Annotated in this window: 15 protein-coding genes, 1 tRNA gene and 3 pseudogenes; 10 read left to right on the top strand and 9 right to left on the bottom strand. The window is 67.2% G+C overall.

Annotation, left to right across the window (positions count from 1 at the left end; genetic code table 11):
- Positions 1-113: 113 nt before the first annotated feature.
- From ACT3TD_RS13615 to ACT3TD_RS13585, 7 genes and pseudogenes are all read right to left on the bottom strand, one after another.
- On the bottom strand, positions 114-698 hold the full coding sequence (locus ACT3TD_RS13615) for an IS5 family transposase (RefSeq protein ID WP_444615088.1): 585 nt from the start codon (positions 696-698) through the stop codon (positions 114-116).
- On the bottom strand, positions 607-996 hold the full coding sequence (locus tag ACT3TD_RS13610; RefSeq protein WP_041446267.1) for an IS5 family transposase: 390 nt from the start codon (positions 994-996) through the stop codon (positions 607-609). Before ACT3TD_RS13610 ends, ACT3TD_RS13615 begins: the two co-directional genes overlap by 92 nt.
- A 78-nt stretch (positions 997-1,074) precedes the next feature.
- Positions 1,075-1,602 (bottom strand): annotated as a pseudogene (locus tag ACT3TD_RS13605) (IS110 family transposase); the annotation flags it as partial.
- Positions 1,603-2,225: 623 nt separating this feature from the next.
- Positions 2,226-3,581, bottom strand: a complete 1,356-nt coding sequence (locus ACT3TD_RS13600) for an FAD-dependent oxidoreductase (RefSeq protein WP_036323418.1) — start codon at positions 3,579-3,581, stop codon at positions 2,226-2,228.
- Between the two features lie 238 nt (positions 3,582-3,819).
- Positions 3,820-5,035, bottom strand: a pseudogene (locus ACT3TD_RS13595) (IS256 family transposase).
- A gap of 130 nt (positions 5,036-5,165) precedes the next feature.
- Positions 5,166-6,134 (bottom strand): annotated as a pseudogene (locus ACT3TD_RS13590) (ISL3-like element ISPfr3 family transposase); the annotation flags it as partial.
- Between the two features lie 98 nt (positions 6,135-6,232).
- Positions 6,233-6,415, bottom strand: coding sequence for a transposase (locus tag ACT3TD_RS13585; RefSeq protein ID WP_407712430.1), 183 nt, complete (start codon positions 6,413-6,415; stop codon positions 6,233-6,235).
- Positions 6,416-6,520: 105 nt separating this feature from the next.
- Here ACT3TD_RS13585 and ACT3TD_RS13580 point away from each other — a divergent pair, with 105 nt between their 5' ends.
- The 3 genes from ACT3TD_RS13580 to ACT3TD_RS13570 all read left to right on the top strand — a co-directional run bounded on the left by ACT3TD_RS13580 (position 6,521) and on the right by ACT3TD_RS13570 (position 8,246).
- Positions 6,521-6,907, top strand: a complete 387-nt coding sequence (locus ACT3TD_RS13580; protein ID WP_444615090.1) for a hypothetical protein — start codon at positions 6,521-6,523, stop codon at positions 6,905-6,907.
- Positions 6,908-7,285: 378 nt separating this feature from the next.
- Positions 7,286-8,092 (top strand): GAF domain-containing protein, encoded by an 807-nt coding sequence (locus tag ACT3TD_RS13575; RefSeq protein ID WP_444638024.1) that lies wholly within the window; start codon positions 7,286-7,288, stop codon positions 8,090-8,092.
- Entirely contained in the window at positions 8,085-8,246 is a 162-nt protein-coding gene (locus ACT3TD_RS13570) for a hypothetical protein (protein ID WP_441579593.1), read from the top strand. Before ACT3TD_RS13575 ends, ACT3TD_RS13570 begins: the two co-directional genes overlap by 8 nt.
- Positions 8,247-8,562: 316 nt before the next feature.
- On the opposite strand, the gene ACT3TD_RS13565 is transcribed toward ACT3TD_RS13570, so the two are convergent.
- Positions 8,563-8,982: a hypothetical protein gene (locus ACT3TD_RS13565; RefSeq protein ID WP_313095878.1), complete on the bottom strand. Its 420-nt coding sequence runs from the start codon at positions 8,980-8,982 to the stop codon at positions 8,563-8,565.
- Between the two features lie 360 nt (positions 8,983-9,342).
- Positions 9,343-9,425: transfer RNA gene (locus tag ACT3TD_RS13560), tRNA-Leu, on the bottom strand.
- Between the two features lie 306 nt (positions 9,426-9,731).
- On the opposite strand from ACT3TD_RS13560, the gene ACT3TD_RS13555 reads away from it, so the two are divergent.
- The 7 genes from ACT3TD_RS13555 to pknB all read left to right on the top strand — a co-directional run bounded on the left by ACT3TD_RS13555 (position 9,732) and on the right by pknB (position 19,446).
- Entirely contained in the window at positions 9,732-10,748 is a 1,017-nt protein-coding gene (locus tag ACT3TD_RS13555) for a DUF3662 and FHA domain-containing protein (RefSeq protein ID WP_441579592.1), read from the top strand.
- An 84-nt stretch (positions 10,749-10,832) separates the two neighbouring features.
- On the top strand, positions 10,833-11,339 hold the full coding sequence (locus ACT3TD_RS13550) for an FHA domain-containing protein FhaB/FipA (protein WP_441579591.1): 507 nt from the start codon (positions 10,833-10,835) through the stop codon (positions 11,337-11,339).
- The gene (locus tag ACT3TD_RS13545; protein WP_441579590.1) at positions 11,336-12,898 is read left to right on the top strand and encodes a PP2C family protein-serine/threonine phosphatase; all 1,563 of its coding nucleotides are present in this window, start codon (positions 11,336-11,338) and stop codon (positions 12,896-12,898) included. The genes ACT3TD_RS13550 and ACT3TD_RS13545 overlap by 4 nt, the downstream gene beginning before the upstream one ends.
- Before the next feature lies 1 nt (position 12,899).
- Entirely contained in the window at positions 12,900-14,330 is a 1,431-nt protein-coding gene (locus ACT3TD_RS13540; RefSeq protein ID WP_301443380.1) for an FtsW/RodA/SpoVE family cell cycle protein, read from the top strand.
- Positions 14,327-15,781: a peptidoglycan D,D-transpeptidase FtsI family protein gene (locus ACT3TD_RS13535; RefSeq protein WP_301443381.1), complete on the top strand. Its 1,455-nt coding sequence runs from the start codon at positions 14,327-14,329 to the stop codon at positions 15,779-15,781. Before ACT3TD_RS13540 ends, ACT3TD_RS13535 begins: the two co-directional genes overlap by 4 nt.
- A 13-nt stretch (positions 15,782-15,794) precedes the next feature.
- Positions 15,795-17,399 carry a serine/threonine-protein kinase gene (locus ACT3TD_RS13530; protein ID WP_367620313.1) on the top strand — a complete coding sequence of 535 codons (1,605 nt, stop codon included), beginning with the start codon at positions 15,795-15,797 and terminating at the stop codon, positions 17,397-17,399.
- A gap of 124 nt (positions 17,400-17,523) precedes the next feature.
- Positions 17,524-19,446, top strand: a complete 1,923-nt coding sequence (gene pknB / locus ACT3TD_RS13525; RefSeq protein ID WP_301443382.1) for a Stk1 family PASTA domain-containing Ser/Thr kinase — start codon at positions 17,524-17,526, stop codon at positions 19,444-19,446.
- Positions 19,447-19,554: the final 108 nt, after the last annotated feature.

The following is a 19,554-nucleotide window of genomic DNA, read 5'->3' as shown; positions in this document are numbered from 1 at the left end:
GATGTCCATGATCCTGATGATGATGCCGTGCCCCGGCTCACGAGTGTCTTCTTGGCAGGTGTGACCCGGTAGCGTCAAGGAGCAGCAGAGCACATACGTCTAGGGCGTGTCTCCTATATTTGGAGCCATTGGAGGATGGCGTGTAGGACTGTGGCTGACCTGTAGGTGACGGCAAGCTTGTCGTACCTGGTGGCCAGACCACGCCACTGTTTGACGCTGTTGAAGGAGCGTTCCACGACGTTTCGTCCCTTGTATGCCTCTGCGTCAAAGGCGGGTGGACGGCCTCCCTTGGAGCCCTTCTTCTTCCGGGAGGCGATCTCGTTCTTCTTCTGGGGGATCACTGCCTTGACGTGGTGATCTCGAAGGTATTCACGGTTCACGCCCGACGTGTAGCCCCGGTCCGCCATGACCGTGTCGGGTGTGGTGCGGGGCCTGCCGGTGGGCCTGGGGACGTAGATGTCCTTCAAGGTGTCCTGCATCATCGCGCCGTCGTTGAGCTGGCCTCCAGTGACGACCATGGCCAAGGGACGCCCGTTGCCGTCCACGACCTGGTGGATCTTCGTGGTCAACCCCCCGCGCGAGCGTCCAATGCCGTGACCTGCAGGCTCATCCTCGCCCAGCGGAGAATTCTTGTAGTTCGATGAAGCCCCCCGTGTCCTGGTCGGGGCGCGTCGTGTTCGTGGCGTGTTGGTGGGCACGGTTGATCGTGGCGTCAATGCTGACCGTCCAATCCACTTTCCCAGCCGAATCCGCTTGGGCCACCACCTGAGAAAGGACACAATCCCACACGCCCCGCCTCGCGTAGGAGCGGTGACGCTTCCACACCGTCTGCCACGGCCCATACCTCTCACGAGGCAGGTCTCTCCAAGGAATCCCCGTCCTGTAGCGGTAGATGATCCCGTTGACGATCATCCGACTATTCGAGAACGGGCGACCCCGACGCCCACAGTTCGTTGGCAACAGGGGCTCCACACGCTCCCACTGCTCATCCGTCATCGCCTCAAACCGAGACTTCTCATTCACCCCGCCAGTATCTCGCGACCCTCACCTCACATATAGGAGACACGCCCTAGCCAGGTCATCGAAGACGATCAGTGCGGCGGGGAAGAACTCCCGCAACGCCGAACGCAGGCGCAAGACGTGGCGGGTCCGTTCCCAGATCAGGTTCTGGTGCGCGCGGGCCGCGAGCTTCACGCCTTCGGCCAGGGCCGTGTCGCCAGCGATCGGGCGGTGATGGGCCCGGTCCAGGCGGACGAGCTCTGCCAACAGGTGGGCGTCGGCCCGGTCTGACTTGGCGCCCGACATCGAGTGCCTGTCGCGGTAACGCGACGCCATCCTTGGGTTGATCGCGAACACCTCGTAGCCGGCCGCGACCAGCGACGCGACCCAGGCTCCCCGGTCGGTTTCGATCCCGACGACCACCGGCGGCCAGGCGGCTGGATCACCGTCTGGTTCGCCCAGGTGATGGGCGATCAGCTCGTGCAGTTGCGTGATCCCTGCCAGTCCTTCCGGCAGGCGTTTGCGGGCCAGGACCTTGCCGTCCTCGTCGATGATCTCGACGTCGTGGTGGTCCTCGGCCCAGTCGTCCCCGACGAACAACATGGTGTGTCTCCCCGTTCTCGACTATCCGCTCCGACAGCAGCAGTGAGGGAACTCCCAGCGATCTCATGGCCACAGTGCTCACCCAAACCCGCGGGGGCACGACATCCCAGTAGCGGTCACTGTCCCCTCACGATGGGCGGGCACACGGTCTGCCGCCAGGCCTTCCATGGCCAGATGAGAAACGCGAGTGCTGACCCGCCCATCGCTACCGGAACCAAGCCTGACACTCGACCGACAGGCCCGGTAGAACCCATGAGTTGAGGACGTTCTGATCGCGGGTAGCCCGCCCGTTCCGCTCTAGCCTCTGCGGACGAGGATGAACCCGTCCCATCCCTTTACGCCGACAGTTTGGAGCACAGTGGCGGTCAGGTCGGGATTAGCGGCGATGGCATCGACGACAGCACGGACGCCTCGAACCGAGCCATCTTGCGATGCATACCCCTACAGGGTACACCTATTCGAACCACGATCCGGCAGGGTCTATTCCCGGGGCGGGTCGGTCAGCCTCCAAGACATGCGGTGCCTGCGTCGGCGGCGGGGCCGGACGCCGGGCCCGACCGCCCCCGTCGAAGCAGAACGCCCTCCGACCCATCGGGTCGGAGGGCGTACTCGTGCCTGAGCGGTCAGGCCAATGGCTCCAGGGTGCCGAGCACCTCGTTGAAGGCCTCGGTGCTGGACGGGTGGGTCCAGATCCCGTCGCGCAGGTCGGAGACCTTGGCGCCCAGCCGGATGGCCAGGGCGACCATGTTGACCAGCTCCTGGGAGTCGATGGAGAAGATCGTCGCGCCGAGGATCTCTTGGCTGTCGGCGTCGACGAACAGCTTGAACAGGCCGTGGGTCTCGCCGACGATCTTCGGCCGGGGCATGGCGGCGATCTTCGCCACCTCCTTCTTCGCCATCAGGACGTTGCGGCCGGACTTGCGGGCCTGGGTCTCGTCCATGCCCACCATCGACAGCGGCGGGGTGATGAAGGTGGTGTTCGGCACCGCCACGCGGTCGCTGCGGCGGCGCGTGCCCTGGCCCATCACCGCGTCCCACACGATGCGGTTGTCGTCCAGCGAGACGTAGGTGAACTGCGGGCCGCCGTTGACGTCGCCCACCGCGTACACACCGGGGACGCTGGTCTGCAGCTGGTCGTCCACGACGACGAAGCCCCGCTCGTCCACCTCGATGCCGGCGGCCTCCAGGCCCAGCTCGCCGGTGACCGGCACGCGTCCGGCGGCCACCAGCACGGCCTCGGCCGCGAAATCGCCCTTGGTGGTGTGCACCACGGCGTGTGTGCCGTCGTCGTCCAGCGACGTGGGCCGGACGCCCTGCTCGATGGTGACGCCCATGTCGAGCAGGGTCTGCCTCACGGCCTCGGCCACGTCCCGGTCGACGCGGGGAAGGAGCTCCTCGCCGCGGTCGAGGATGGTGACCTTGGAGCCGAAGTGGGTGAACATGCTAGCGAACTCCAGCCCAATGAAGCCGCCGCCCACGATCACCAGCCGTTCGGGCAGCGGGTCGATGTGCTGGATGGTGGTCGAGTCGAACACCCGCGGTGAGTCGAAGCCGGGCAGGTCGACGCGGCGCGAGGTCGCACCGGTGCCGATCACCACGGTCTCGCCGGTGAGCTCCACCTGGCCCTCGGCGGTGTCGACGACGACCGTCCGCGGGCCGGTGAACCGGGCGGTGCCGTCCACCAGGGTGACGCCCGGCTTCTCCAGCATCTGGTGGTTCGCGGCGTTGAGCGTGCCGATCAGCGCGTCGCGGCCGGCGACGGCGGTGCGGAAGAACTCCTGCGGGTCGTCGGAGTCGCGACGCTCCTCGGCCGAGACGACGAGGTCCTTGGTCGGCACGCAGCCGATGTTGATGCAGGTGCCGCCGTACATCTCGGGCGAGCGCTCCACCAGCGCCACGGTCTTGCCGGCGGCCGCGAAGCGCCCCGCCAGGGTCTTGCCTGCCTTGCCCCAGCCGATCACCAGCAGGTCAACGTCCATCATAATTCTCCTTCGCGTAGGCACGCTCTCGCTCGCAACGCTCGCAATCCACGAGGTGCGGGATTTGCCGGTGGGCATCCTTCCAGCGGCGCCGCTGAGATGGAAAGCCAACTGCTGACATCGCTCTGCTGGTCGGAGCCACGGCAGGTTCAACCGGTCGTCGCAACACCGGCTTCTTCCAAGGATCGTAGTTGCTCTTCGAAGACCGAGCAATAGTCAAGACCTGTGGATCGGCGTGTCATGCGGCTTGAGCGTCACCTCCTGATTCGTGGGTGGAGGTCTGCTCGTCGTGGCCGTCTGGTCGTTCGACGAGGATGCCGTTCTTGAACGTTGCGCCGGCGCGGACGAGGGCGACGAGGTGGGGCGCGTTCACGGCGCGCCACCTCGTCTGGGCGGACTCGATGAGCTTGAAGGCCATCGCGATTCCGGCGGCTCGGGAGCCGGGTCCCTTCGTGACGCGCTGGCGCAGCCGGACGGTCGCGAACGTGGACTCGATCGGGTTGGTCGTGCGTAGGTGAACCCAGTGCTCGGCGGGGTAGTTGTAGAACTCCAGGAGGACGTCGAGGTCGTCGGCGATCTTCGCGGCGGCCTTGGGCCACTTGGTGCCGTAGTCAGCGACGAACGCCTCCGCAGCACGCTCGGCGTGGTCGCGGTTCTCGGCGTTCCAGATCTCGGCCAGCGCGGCCTTCGCGCCCGGCTGCGCGGACTTCGGCAAGGCGTTGAGGACGTTGGCGATCTTGTGGAACCAGCACCGCTGCTCGCGGGTCTGGGGCCAGACCTCGCGCAGCGCGGCCCAGAACCCGAGCGCCCCGTCGCCGACCGCGAGGACCGGAGCCCGCATCCCGCGGCGCTTGCAGCTGCGGAGCAGGTCGAGCCAGGACTCGGTGGACTCTCGGTGCCCGTCGTCGAGCGCGACCAGCTCCTTCGTGCCGTCAGCACGGACACCGACGATAACCAGCAGACACACCTTGTCCTGCTCCAGGCGGACCTTGAGGTGGATCCCGTCGACCCAGCAGTAGACGAAGTCGGTGCCGGCCAGGGACCGCTGGTTGAACGCCCTGGCTTCGTCTTGCCAGTCCCTTGGCCAGCCGTGTGATCACCGACGCCGACAGGCCGTGGCTGGTGCCGAGGAACTGCTCCAGTGCGGGGGTGAAGTCGCTGCTGGACAGGCCGTGCAGGTACAGCAGCGGCAGCACCTGCGCAACCCGCGGCGCCTTGACCGGGATCGCGCCCGCCGCGGTGGTCACCTCCCGCGGCTCGTGGAAGCCGTTGCGGACCACCAGGCGACGACCCGCCTCGTCGAGCTCGTCGGTGAACTGCTCGACGTAGGCCGCGACCTCGGCCTGCAACGCCGCCGCCAGCATCTGCCGAGCGCCGTCGCCGACGATCTCATCGAGCAGCGACCCACCGGCTGCATGGTTGGACGCCTCGACGTCTTGGACTACCTTCAACATGAGCGCACCTTCCCGAACCAGCGCGCCAACGCCGGTCCTGATCAGAGTTCTGTGACTACAAGATCTTCCTCGGGAAGGTGCGCTCCGTCGCGCTCACCCGCCGAGGGCCATCCATAGGTTCTGATCATTGCTCGTCGGCGAACAGGGTGTCCAGTCGGTCCTTCTGCTTGTCGTTGAGCAGGTCGGCGCCGGTGGACAGGGTCCGGCGGGCGGCATAGAGCGGGTCGCCCTTGCGGCCGCGGTGCCCACAGATGGCCTGCTGAACTCGCCGTCGGCACTCATCGAGCGCCTCGCCAGCGAGGCGCGTGACGTGGAAGGGATCTAGCACGGTCACCACGTCGGGCAGTTCCTCGACGGCGGCGGTCTTGAACCCGGTGAAGCCGTCCATCGCGACCACCTCCACGCCGTCGCGCCACTCCTGCGGGCGGTCGGCCAGCCAGGTCTTGAACGCCTGCTTGGAGCGTCCTTCGACCATGTCCAGCAGCCGTGCCGGGCCGGTGCCATCTCGCACTGGGGTGAGGTCGATGATCACGGTGACGTACCTGTCGCCGCGACGGGTGTGCCTCCACACGTGCTCATCGACCCCGACGACCTTCACCCCCTCGAAGCGGTGCTCCTCGTCGATCAGCACCCGCTTGCCCTCGGCCATAACGGCGTCGTTGGCGGTGTCCCAGGCCACCCCGAGCCCCTCGGCGACCCGAGCCACGGTCAGGTGCTGGACCACGATCCCTTCCAGCGCCCACCGCAGAGCGCGCCGAGACAACTTGGCCCGGGGCTCGGCCGCGGCGGTGGTGTCCTGGCGCCACACATACCCGCAGCCGCTGCAGCGGTAACGGCGCACGACGACCTCCAGCGTCGTGGGCCGCCAGCCCAGTGGTTCGTGGGCAAGCCGTCGGACCACGGTGTCACGTGGTCTCCCTTCGCAGCCGCAGCGCCGGCACCACTGGTCGGGCTCGACCACCTGGCAGGCCAATACGGCACGATCCGGCTCGAGTCGCTGCCCGGTGACAACGAGGCCGAGTTCGTCGAGGCGGCAGAAGGCAGTCAGGTCGGGGCTGGCGAACGCATCAGCGCGCCCGCCGACGGTAGCGTCGTGCACGTCGAGGTCTTTCGGGCTGAGTGTGTAGGAGCTCTCATCCTCGGGAGACCTCGACCTCTATCCGGCCACCGACGCGCCGGCCCGCCGCGCGACGTGCGCTACACCCTCATCTGGGAAGAGCCCCCATACCTCTCACGAGGCAGGTCTCTCCAAGGAATCCCCGTCCTGTAGCGGTAGATGATCCCGTTGACGATCATCCGACTATTCGAGAACGGGCGACCCCGACGCCCACAGTTCGTTGGCAACAGGGGCTCCACACGCTCCCACTGCTCATCCGTCATCGCCTCAAACCGAGACTTCTCATTCACCCCGCCAGTATCTCGCGACCCTCACCTCACATATAGGAGACACGCCCTAGTACAAGCCGGGAAAGGAGAGTTGGCCCGATGAGCACAATGCCTCCCAGTCCTCGTGCGACCACTGGTCAGGGTGAACCGATCTCCCCACGCACGTTCCGACAGGTCCATGCCCGCAAGCTGATCTTCGCCCGTATCCGCCGCGAGGGAATCGACATCACTGAGGATGCCGACCTCGTGAACTCGGTGTGGTGGTCTCACGGGCAATGCCACGGTTTCGGCTGGGACGACGCTGCAGACACATTGGTCCAGCTGATCCAAGCTGGCGACCTCGACACACTCGAAACAATGCTGACCAGCATGGACCAGTCGTCCTACCAGGTGTTGACCCTCAGCCCGTTCATCACCCACTACGGCACCCCGGAGATCACTGCCCAGACCCGCCGGGCCACGCGCGACAAGGTCCAGTACGGCTGATCTCCGGTCAGCGCAGTTCGTGCACCACTCGTGGCGAAGGTTGTGGGGATGGAGTCGCTGTGCGCCGTCATACTGCGGATTCCTGACCATGCCCGTGAGATTTGGGAGGTCACTTTCGCCGAGATCGCAGGGAACCCGAGGTTGTGGGAATTGCGGAGGTAGGTCAGGAGGTCATGAGAATGAACACGCTAAACTGCTCAGGTTCCCGCCCTGCGAAGTTCAGCTGAGGAGGCATAGCGCGTGAACCCTTCCCCTGACAGTGCTGATGAACCTGAGTTTGTTACCGCAGAGCAGGTGAGTCGAACTGAGGGCCCCATCGCCGAGTGGGTTTCCTCCCTGTCCCCCGCTGTACCTGCAGTGATCATGGCAGGATCTGCCGTGCCCGCGCTCCGTGCATACGACGACACCATCAACTGGCCCTGGCTCATTCTCATGGTGTGCATGATCACAGGCGGGGGGATCCTCATGTGGATGCACGGACGACGTGACACTGAGACGCAACGAGCAGCCGATGAACAAAACGAACAGACTCTCCGGGACAGCTTGGCGGAGAAGGACCGCGAGAAAGAGAAAGAGCGTCAGAGCTACGAAGCCCTGGTCGACGAGATGACGACGGGTGTCTTCAACCTTGTCCTGGGGTTGGAGGAGACTACCCCCAAGGGGCGCCTGGCTGAGATGCGCATCGTGCGGAAGGCCGTCCTGGGGCAGGTCCGTACCCGTCTGGGACCGGACGCTACCGGCGTGCGAGCGAACCTGTTCGCCGTAGAATCCGTGGACCCGCCGGTTCTCGGGGTCGACCGGTGGGGGTACGACGGGGGCAACGGACTGCGCTCCACACGGAAGTTCCGGCCTGGAGACACCACCTTCGACCGTGCAATCGAGGGCGAGGCGCACTACGTCCCCGATGTCGCGGAACTCCCCAAGAACGAAAAACCCGGGAGGGGGTACAAGTCGTTTTCGACCTACCCTGTGGCCAGCGATGACCGGCTGTTCGGCATCCTCACCATCGACGCTCCGGGGGCCGAGGACATCACGCCGTTCGATGTGAAGCTGCTCGGGTTCTTCGCGGGCGTCATCGCGCTCTCATTTTCCTCTCAGCAAGATTGTCCGTATGTTCCGATGGGCAATCTGTCCGTCCCGTGCGATACTGGAACGGAAGGAGAGGAGGTTGGTTCCCATGACTGACCGCAAGAAGCCAGGCAATGCGCTGTACATCGAGCGCATCCGTCTGCTGCGATCTGACCCCGACCGTTACTTCCGGGAGTACCCCAAGCCCGAGTTCGGGTTCCGGCAGGAGCACAAGCACACACCGGAGCCGGACACCACGCCCGAGAAGTAGACCTTCTGCACGAGAAACCGCCCCCACCACTTAAAACTCAGTGTTGGGGGCGGTTTCGCTTCGTTACAGTGCCGCAACGACGACCCAGTCCAGCACGGCGACGGCCATCACTGCTACCGTCTGAGCTCAGACCGGATGGCTCCGGCAGCCGACGGCACCCATAGCGACACCGATCATCCTGGCCGAGGCGCTCAGTGCTTGCGCCCCTATGGTGACCACGAGAACGACCGCCTTACTTTTCGTGGACGGCCAGGCGGGTTCTGCGCCTCAGCCAACCAGACGCCTGCACCGCTCCCGCCCAGTCAGGAAGGCCCTCTCACTTCACGGGCATCCCGTCCTTGCGGTACTTCGGCGCAGGCCCCGTCAGCCAGGTCACTGCGCGTTTCAGACTGCCCCAGCAGGGCTGACCAGCCACGTGCTTAGCGTAGGCGGCCTTGTCTTCCGTCCAGTGCTTGTCGAAGCCCGGATCGGGCTCGGGAAGTTCGTCGGCGGGAATCCAGCACAGTTCAACTTCCCCGCCGAACTTTGTCACCCCCAGGAAGAAGTTCGTCCCCAACCGCAAGTCTGCATGTTCATGCATCGCGACGATGGGCACCTTGTGAGTCACGGTGTTGCGAACCACCCGAAGCGCGGACACCAGATCCGACACGTCAGACTCTGTGCCATCGCCGGAAAGTTCCTTGCCAGGGTAGGCGAGCTGCTCTGCCAGTAGACGCACCCACCACAGGGTCTCCACCGCTGCAATCCTCCCGGGAGCATCATCGCCATCTTCCCTCGGCGTTCGGGCCTGGAGGAGTCGCTCCAGAGCAGTCTCTGCTCCAATGCTAGCGAGGCGTATGTCATCGGATGTGGGCGCGGGCACAGCTTCCTCCAGATCTCAGTATGTCCGTCGCCGAGGGTACGGGAGTTCGCGACCATCACCGCCCGGACATCCTCTGGAGCTCAGATGCTCCCAAGTAGGATGGGGAGTTGTCGACCAGTTCCCGCAATCGTGACACTTTCACTGCGCTGTCATCCCGAACAACGCAAAACCGGAGATCAGGAACCCTTTCGAGTTCGTGATCTCCGGTCCGTTCGGTTCGTGAACCGCTCACGGTGGGCGAAGGGGGACTTGAACCCCCACGTCCCTAAGGACACTGGCACCTGAAGCCAGCGCGTCTGCCATTCCGCCACTCGCCCGTGGCATCGATATCTAGCATCGACGTGGGTTGCGTCTGCAACGGAGAGTAACACTAGCATCGCCACCCCCTCCACACAAAGGCGCAGGACAAAGCACATTTCCTCGTCCGCCCCATGGCCCCTTCAACACCAAACTCCACGGCCCGGCAGCCCCACACGCCGTTGGCACACCCACTTCACAGCCACAGTCCGTATAGTGGGCCGACAACGTGTGCCGTCCTCCTGTCGGCACCCCGGCAGCCGGCGACCCCGCCAAACACATACCGGCCCGCGGGACGAGAGAACGAAAGGTGAGGCGTAACCACCATGGACCTCTTCAGTCGCTTCCGTAAGCTCGACAGCTCCCTGCAGCGCGGGCTGGACAACGGCTTCGCACGCGTCTTCGGCGGCGAGGTCGTCCCCGCCGAGATCGACGAACTCCTCAAGCAGGAGGTCGAGGACACCCTCATGGAGGACCAGACCGGAACGGTCTTCGCCCCCTCCTCCTACCGCGTCCACGTCTCCGAGCACGACCACGCCGCCCTGCTCGAGGCCCGGCCCGACCTCGCCAACGAGCTCCGCGGCCGGCTCCAACGCTTCATCCGCAACGAAGGATGGGACAGCCGTCACCCGGTCGCCGTGGAGATCATCAAGGACGGCGGTCTCCACACCGGCCAGCTCAAGGCACGGTCCTCCTTCGAGAAGACCGAGCAGCCCGAACCACACTGGCCGCGCAGCGAGCCGGACTCCGGCCGCAGCTCCGTCGCCCACCCCTACGACGCCGACGACTCCCCCTCCGCCCCGGAAGCGCCTGCCGCCCACGCCGCCGACCCCAACCCGCTCGTCGGGCTGGCCCGTCCCTCGGAGTCACCCCAGGCCGCGCAGGCCCGCCAGGCCGACGAGCAGGCACAGCAATCGGCGGAGGAACAGCCACTCGGCGAACCCCTGCAGAGCTACCCCGGCACCGAGGTCATCTCCCACAATGCCCAGGCCCCGGCGAACAACGCCGACGAGGCCACCGGGGCGGCCAACGCCGCAGAGGGCGAGCAGGCACCGCAGACCACCGTCACCCTGTTCCTGCAGGACGGCTCCGCGCGGAACTTCCTGCTCCAGCACGGGACGAACGTGATCGGACGTGGCAACGCCGTGGACTTCCGCCTACCGGACACCGGCGTATCCCGTCAGCACGCGGAGATCACCTGGGATGGTTACGACGCCGTCCTGACCGACCTGAAGTCCACCAACGGCACCACCGTCAACGAGATCCCCGTGGACAGCTGGCTGCTCGCCGACGGTGACGTGATCACCATCGGGCACAGTGAGATCGACGTTCGGTTCAGTTGACGGGGTCTCCGGAAGGTAGATTCAGCCGGTAGGATCAATCGTTGACCGACCGGTCAACCCACCGGCACGAAGGAGATGACCCGAATGCAGACGACTCTGGTGCTGCTCGCCAAGATCGCCCTGCTCGTCGTGCTGTGGCTGTTCATCTGGGTGGCCGTCCGCACCATGCGCAAGGACGTGAACACCATGGCAGCCACGGCAGGCGCCGCACCTGCCGCTGGCCCGTCCACCGGCGCACCCCCCGGTGCGGCACCGGCGCACAAGGCGTCCGGTGGACGCGGTTTCCGACGTGCCACCCCCCCGGGATCGTTGACGGTCACCTCCGGGCCACTGAACGGGACGACCCTGAACCTGCAGGGCTACCAGGACGTGACCCTGGGCCGCTCGGGGTCCTGCACCCTCGTCCTGGAGGACGACTTCGCCTCCGGGACCCACGCACGGCTGTTCCACCAGGGCGGCACCTGGCTGCTCGAGGACCTGGACTCACGTAACGGCTCCTTCCTCAACGGCCAGCGCATCGACCAGCCCGAGCAGCTCTCCGCAGGTCAGGAGATCCGTATCGGCCAGACCACGGTGAGGTTGGAAGCATGACAGAGACGACCGCCACGCCCCTCGCCCTGAACTACGCGGCCCTGTCGGACCGCGGCCTGGTGCGCACGAACAACGAGGACTCCGCCGTCGCGTCCCCCCACCTGCTGGCGCTCGCCGACGGGATGGGTGGCCACGCCGCCGGCGAGGTCGCCTCCGAGCTGATGATCACCTCGCTCTACGTCCTCGAGAACACGCTCTCCCAGGGCGTGGAGCCGTCCGGGGACCGTCTGCTGACGATGCTCGCCGAGGCCATGGACGACGGCAACCGGGCCATCGCCGCCCACGTGGACGACAACCCCACCCAGGAGGGCATGGGCTGCACGTTGACCACCATGGTCTTCGACGGCGCCTCACTGGGCGTCTGCCACGTCGGCGACTCCCGCGGCTACCTGCTGCGCGACGGCACCCTGACGCAGATCACCAAGGACGACACCTTCGTGCAGTCCCTCGTCGACGAGGGGAAGCTCGCACCGGAGGACGTCAGCAGCCACCCGCAGCGCTCGCTGATCCTCAAAGCGTTGACCGGCCGACCGGTCGAACCCACCCTGACCCTGCGCGACGCGCAGCCGGGTGACCGCTACCTGCTGTGCTCCGACGGCCTCTCCGACCCGGTCAGCTTCGACACCATCCGCGACGTGCTGGCCACCGGTACCCCGGAGGAGTCCGGCTCGCAGTTGATCAACCTGGCACTGCGCGGCGGCGGGCCCGACAACGTCACCGTCGTCGTCGCCGACGTCGTGGACCCCGCCGGCCTCCCCGAGGGCTCCGTGCTGCCCACCGCCCCCGCCCTGGCCGGCGCGGTGAACACCAACGCCCCCGAACTCCCCCGGCCGAACACCTCCGCCGGACGCGCCTCGGCCGTCAACGTGGTGCAGCGTCCCCGCTCCACCCAGACCGACTCCGGCTCCGCCACGGCGGAGCCGGAGACCGAGGAGCCTGAACAACGCAAGGAGCGTGGCAAGGGACTGTTCATCACCCTCGCCGCGCTGCTCGTACTCGTCGTCGCTGCCGGAGCAACGGTATGGTATGTCCGCGACTCCCTGAGCCAGTCGTACTTCATCGCCGTCGCAGAAAACGGCGCCGCCGCCACGACGACGTCCACCACGACACCGCTGACGGTCCCCGCCCCGGCGTCCGCCTCCGCGTCCGAGTTAGCATCGGCGCCTGCGTCGGCGGCACCCACCGAGCAGCCCACCGCCCCTGCCGAGACCGGCCCGCCGATCCAGATCTACCAGGGCGCCCCGGGAAACATCCTGGGCATCTCCACCCAGTCGGTCTACCAGGAGGTCTGCCTCTCGGACGACGCCGAGGTGCGTCTGCTGCCCGCCGGCAGCGACGACGACTGCCACCGGTTCTCCACCTCCGACCTCACCCCGGCGGCCCGCGGCACCCTCGACAACCTGCCCCGCGACTCCTACGAGGAGATCCAGGGCCAGATCCGCCGGCTCGCCGAGCAGACCCTGCCGGTCTGCGTGACCCGCGACAACGCGGCGGACGCCCGCAGCGGCGAGCCGTCCGATCTCACGACCCCCGGCGTCTCCTGCAGGGAGGTGGACTGACATGTTCCGTGAGGCCCACGCCCGCGGCCTGGAGCTCGCCCTGCTGGTGTTCTCCGCCGTCATCCTCGGCATCGCGCTGATCGCCCTGCAGCTCTCCCAGGGAAACGACCTGGACTCCGAGGTCGGTATCCTTGTCGGCGGTTACATCCTCGTCTTCGGCTTCGCCCACCTGGTGCTCTGTCTGAAGGCGCCCCACGCCGACCAGATCATGCTGCCGGTCGCCGCGATGCTCAACGCCATCGGCCTGGTGATGATCTACCGGATCGACCTCGCCGCAGAGACCACCCGGTCCAACTCCCAGGTGATGTGGACCGTGATCGCCCTGGTGATCTTCGCCGGGGTCATCTGGTTCCTGAAGTCCCACAACAGCCTGCAGAACTACGCCTTCCTCCTCGGGCTCGGCGGCCTGATCCTGTCGGCCCTGCCGATCGTCTGGGCCCGCGTCTTCCCCTCGGAGCTCACGGCGGACGCCCAGGTCTGGATCAGCATCGGGCCGATCTCCATCCAGCCCGGCGAGTTCGCGAAGATCATGCTGCTCATCTTCTTCGCCGCCCTGTTGGTCAACAAGCGTGCCCTGTTCTCCGTGGCCGGCTACCGGTTCCTCGGCATGCAGTTCCCCCGCCTCCGTGACCTCGGCCCGATCCTGCTGGTCTGGGGCCTGGCCATCCTCATCTCGATCTTCCAGAACGACTTCGGCCCCGCCCTGCTGCTCTTCGGCACCGTGCTCGGCATGCTGTACATGGCCACCGGCCGTGCCTCCTGGCTGGTCCTCGGCCTGGGTCTGGCGGTCGTCGGCGCCTGGGGTGTATTCCAGATCTCCGACAAGATCCAGGACCGCTTCACCAACTTCCTCGACCCGCTGGCCACCTACGACGAGGGCACCGGCTACCAGCTGTCCCAGGCACTGTTCGGCATGTCCTTCGGCGGGTTGACCGGCACGGGTCTCGGCGAGGGCTACCCGCAGGTCGTCCCGGTCTCCTACGCCGACTTCATCATGTCCTCCATCGGTGAGGAACTCGGCTTCGTGGGTCTGGCGGCCGTGCTCATGCTCTTCGCCGTCTTCGTCACCCGCGGGTTCATCATCGCCCTGCGCACCCCGGACGCCTTCGGCAAGCTCGTTGCCGCCGGACTGTCCCTGACGATCGCCATCCAGGTGTTCGTGGTCACCGGCGGCATCTCCAAGCTCCTGCCGATGACCGGCCTGACCACCCCGTTCATGTCCCACGGCGGATCCAGCCTGCTGGCGAACTACGTCCTGCTGGCGATCCTGCTGAAGATCTCGCACGACGTGAACACCCGCAGGGCCGCGGGGCCACCACAGGATCCGGCATCTCCGCAGGCAGACCCACAGACGTCACTCAACCCGGTGGTCAACAGCCAGTACCCCGATCAGTCCCATGCAGACCAGACACCCAAGGAGGCCCGCTCGTGAACAGGTCCATCCGTAACGTCTCGGTCTTCACCTTCGTCCTGGTCATCATCCTGCTGGTGAACCTGACCTGGATCCAGGGTTTCCAGACGTCCCGCTACGCCGAGAACTCCCTGAACGCACGCCAGTACTACGAGATGAAGTCCATCCCGCGCGGCCAGATCTCCGCCGGCGGTCAGATCCTCGCCCAGTCCGAGGCCGACGAGAACGACTTCTACTTCCGTGACTACCCGACGGCCCCGGCGTCCTACGGGGCGGTACTGGGGTACCTCTCCGACCGCTACGGCGCCTCCGGCATCGAGGCGTCGCAGAATTCCATCCTGGACGGCACGGACGACTCGCTCTTCGCCACCCGCGCCTGGGACACCCTCACCGGCAAGGAGCGCCGCGGCGCCAACGTGGAACTCACCCTGCAGCCCAACGTGCAGCAGGTCGCCTACGACGAGCTCTCCTCGCGCGGCTACTCGGGCTCCGTCGTGGCCCTGCGCCCGTCCACCGGTGAGGTCCTCGCCATGGCGTCGACGCCCAGCTTCGACCCCTCCGTGGTCGGCAGCTCCGACGCCGCCACCGCGGACGCGGCCTTCGAGGAGCTCCAGGCGAGCCCGGACGCGCCCCTGCTGAACCGCTCCACCCAGCAGACCCAGCCGCCCGGCTCAACCTTCAAGCTGATCACCACCGCCGCGGCGCTGGCCGAGGGCGACACCGCCGACACGATGGTCACCGGCGAGTCCGAAATCACCCTGCCGGACACCACGACCACGCTGGAGAACTACGACGGGACGTCCTGCGGGGCCTCCCAGGTGCCGCTGCGCACCGCCTTCGAGAAGTCCTGCAACACCTCCTTCGTGGACCTGGTGAACCGCCACGGCGAGGAGTCCTTCCGCGCCACCGCCGACGCCTTCGGCATCGGTGCCGAAGACGACGAGGACTTCGGCCTGCCCATCCAGAACTCCACCATCGGTGACATCCCCGACTCCGCCGCGCTGAGCCAGTCCGCCATCGGCCAGCGTGACGTGGCCCTGACGCCGCTGCAGAACGCGGTCATTGCCGCGTCCATCGCCAACGACGGGGTACGGATGAAGCCGCACATCGTCAAGCAGGTCACCGGACAGGACCTCAACGTGATCCAGGAGACTCGTCCCGAGGAGGCCGGCCGTGCCATCGACTCCGACGTCGCCTCACAGCTCACCGAGCTGATGGAGGGCGCCGAGCAGTACGCCGGCGGCCAGTCCAACATCGCCTCGAAGACCGGTACCGCCGAGCACGGCGAGGACTCGCGCAACTCCAACCCGCACGCCTGGTACGTCGCCTTCGACCCGGACGAGGACGCCGACATCGCCGTCGCCGTCCTCGTCGAGAACGGCGGCGACGCCGGCCAGGCCGCCACCGGCGGCTCCGTCGCCGCACCCATCGGTCGCGCCGTGATCAACGCGGCGCTGCAGGAAGCACAGTAGCGAGGTGAATGGCGTGACCGGACCCAACGACCCGAGCAACCCCACCAACACAGGCGATCCCGACGGCACCCGTGTGTTCAGCACCCCGGAGGAGCACTCCGGGCCCGTGGACCCGGAGCAGATGACGCCCCGGGACCGCGCGGCGGCGGACCGCCTGCAGCGCGTCCTCGACACCCACTACGACTCCGCGGCCGGACGCCGGTTCGAGGTGTCCCGCATCGTCGGACGCGGCGGCATGTCCACCGTCTGGCTCGCCTACGACACCGTCGGCGAACGGGACGTGGCCGTCAAGGTGCTCAAGCCCGAGCTCACCGACGACGCGGAATTCCGCGACCGTTTCCGTCAAGAGGCCGAGGCCGCCGAGACGATCACCTCCGAGAACGTGGTCCGCACCTTCGACTACGGCGAGCAGACCGACGTCGACGGCAACGGCATCTCCTACTGCTTCATCGTGATGGAGTATGTGCAGGGCGAGTCCCTGGCGGACATCCTGTCGCGTCAGCGCACCCTGCCGGAGGTGATGGTCCTCGACCTCATCGCCCAGGCGGCCGTCGGGCTGCAGGAGATCCACGAGCGCCAGCTCATCCACCGCGACATCAAGCCCGGCAACCTCATGGTCACCGCCGACGGCGTGGTCAAGATCACCGACTTCGGCATCGCCAAGGCCGCGTCCGCCGTGCCGCTGACCCGTACCGGCATGGTCGTGGGCACCGCCCAGTACGTGTCCCCGGAGCAGGCCCAAGGCCTGACCATCCGGCCGTCGAGCGACGTCTACTCGCTCGGCGTGGTCGGCTACGAGGTACTCGCCGGCGAGCGGCCCTTCTCCGGCGACTCCACGGTGTCCGTGGCGCTCAAGCACATCAACGAGACCGCACCGGAGTTGCCGGACACGGTCAGCGCCCCGATGCGGCGTCTCATCGCGATCTGCCTGCGCAAGGACCCGGAGAGCCGTTACCGCGACGGTGCCGCGCTCGCCGCGGCCACAGTGCCCGTGCGCGACGGCCAGATGCCGCCGGACCCCGCCGCTGGCATGCCCACCGGCGCCGCCGCGGCCGTTGCACCGGCCACCGTCGTCGCCGACCGGGTGCCCACCGGCCAGAGCCGGTTGAGCGAGGTCACCGACGAGGCGAACATGGGCCCCGCACCGCGCACGCGCACCAGACGCGGCTGGATCTGGGCGCTGGTCATCGGCCTGGTGGCCACCCTCGGCGTCCTGCTGTGGTTCCTCACCCAGTACGGGCAGGACGACGCACCGAACGCGCCCACGCAGACAACCACGGTCACCAGCGAGGTCACCGAGGAGCAGACCGTGGTGCCCGAGCCGGTCGACCCCGGCGACACCGGCGACCCGGTGGAGACGTCCACGCCGGACACGACGTCCGACGAGTCCACGCCCTCGGAGACGTCGGGCGGCGGTACGACGGACACCACGGGCACCGGGGAACCGTCGCAGCCGACGGTGCCGGAGACCAGCGGCCCCACCGAGGAGCCCACGGACCCCGACACCTCCGACCAGGCATCCCAGGAGCAGTTGCAGCCTGGGGGTAACACCGAGACGTCCCCGGACGGTGAATCCGGGGATGCCGCCGACGACTGGCCCGCCATGGGGCGTCTGTGACGGCTGTGTCGACTGGGACGTCTGGTATTCGCACCGGAGGCCGTGGGATCGGTATTCTCCAAGGGAAAGCGTGCCCGCAGGGTCGGGGACGCCCGCACATCCGTAACTCGAGGAAGGGAGCAGCATGGACCTGAGCAACACCCGGCTCGGCGGTCGGTACCTGCTGGGGCCGGTCATCGGCACCGGAGGCATGTCCGACGTCTATGCGGCGACCGACGAACTCCTCGGCCGCGACATCGCGGTGAAGATGATGCGCGCCGACCTGGCCCGCGACGACACCTTCCTCGAGCGCTTCCGCCGTGAGGCGAAGAACGCCGCGAAGCTGAACCACCACGCGATCGTCGCCGTCTACGACACCGGTCAGACCGACGAGGCGCACGGGTCCGTGCCCTACATCGTGATGGAGCGCGTGCACGGCCAGACGTTGCGCGACATCCTGCGCGACTCCGGCCCCTTCCCGCTGGAGGAGGCGGGCCGGGTGATGGCCGAGGTCTGCCGGGCGTTGAGCTTCTCCCACGAGGCCGGCATCATCCACCGCGACATCAAGCCGGCGAACATCATGATCACCAACACCGGCGCGGTGAAGGTGATGGACTTCGGCATCGCCCGCGCGCTGTCGGACACCAGTTCGGCGATGACGCAGACCGCCGCCGTCATCGGCACCGCCCAGTACCTCTCGCCCGAGCAGGCCCGCGGCAAGTCCGCCGAGGCCCGCTCGGACATCTACGCCGCCGGCTGCGTGTTCTACGAGATCTCCACCGGTCAGCCGCCGTTCTCCGGGGAGTCGCCGTTCTCGGTGGCCTTCCAGCACGTCCAGGAGAGTCCGTTGCCGCCGTCGCAGGTCACCGGCATGAACCTGGACCAGAACCAGGCGCTCGCGCTGGACGCCGTCACGTTGACGGCGATGGCGAAGGACCCGTCCGACCGTTACGACAACAGCGCCGACATGGCGTCTGACCTGCAGCGCATCTCCGAGGGGCGGATGCCCCTGGCCGCTCAGGCCTACACCGATGAACCCGTGCAGGACGCCCCGACGACGCACATGCCCGCCGCCGCGCCCGTGCCCACGCCGGCCCCCGCGCCGGCACCGCGCGAGGAGAAGAAGCGTCGCCGCGGGTGGGTCGTGCCCCTGTGGATCATCGCCATCCTCGCCCTCATCGGCGGCGGGACCGCCGTGGCGGTCAACTGGTTGAACGATGACGGCTCCGAGCAGGCCGCGGCACTCGAGACGGTCCCCGACGTGGCCGGTCAGCCCCGCGACGAGGCGCTGAGCGCGCTCGAGGACGCCGGCTTCGACGTCACTGTCGAGGACCAGGCGGACGCCGAGGTACCGCGTGACGGGGCGATCCGCACCGACCCCGCCGCGGACTCCTCCGTCCCGTCCGGATCGGAGGTGACACTGTACGTATCCTCCGGACGCGCGGTCACCGAGGTCCCCGACCTCAGCGGGAAGACGACCCAGGAGGCCCAGGCCGCGCTCGAGGAGGCGAACCTGCGCCTGCGCTCGAACGTCTCGGAGCAGTCCAGCGACGACGTCACCGCCGGCCAGGTCATCGAGCAGACCCACCCGTCCGGCGCCCAGGTGGCCGAGGGCACCGAGGTGGGAATCACGGTATCCACCGGTCCGGCGGACGTGCGCGTGCCGCGCGTGACCGGCCAGTCCCGCGACGACGCGGTGCAGAACCTGGAGGACGCCGGCTTCGAGGTCGACGTGGTCATGGTCGACTCCTCAGAGGACGAGGACCGGGTGCTGTCGGCATCCGACGAAGGCACCACCCAGGCGGCCGGCACCACCATCACCCTGGAGGTCTCGCGCGGCAACCAGTTCACCATGCCGCAGCTGGTGGGCAAGGACTACGAGGAGGTCTACAGCACGCTGCAGCAGGCGGGCTGGCGCGGCAACGCCAACCGGGTGAACCGCACCAATGTCAACCAGCTCGACCCACTCGCCGTCGACCGGGTCGTGGGGCAGTCCGCCGAGGAGGGTCAGACGATCGACCGCAACGCGCCGATCACCGTGCGGGTCAACGTGCTGGGGATCCCCTGACGTCTGAGACGTCCGTGGGGTCCCCGATCCCCGTCGCACCTTCTTGCAATCTGATATGTCAATGAGTCTGCGATTATCACAGGATGTCATGTGCTCTTTACGGGCTCA

Source organism: Corynebacterium sp. AOP36-E1-14, assembly GCF_052377495.1.
GTDB lineage: Bacteria > Actinomycetota > Actinomycetes > Mycobacteriales > Mycobacteriaceae > Corynebacterium.
Note: the sequence above shows the minus strand (reverse complement) of the source record. Positions and strands in the feature narration are given on the sequence as shown.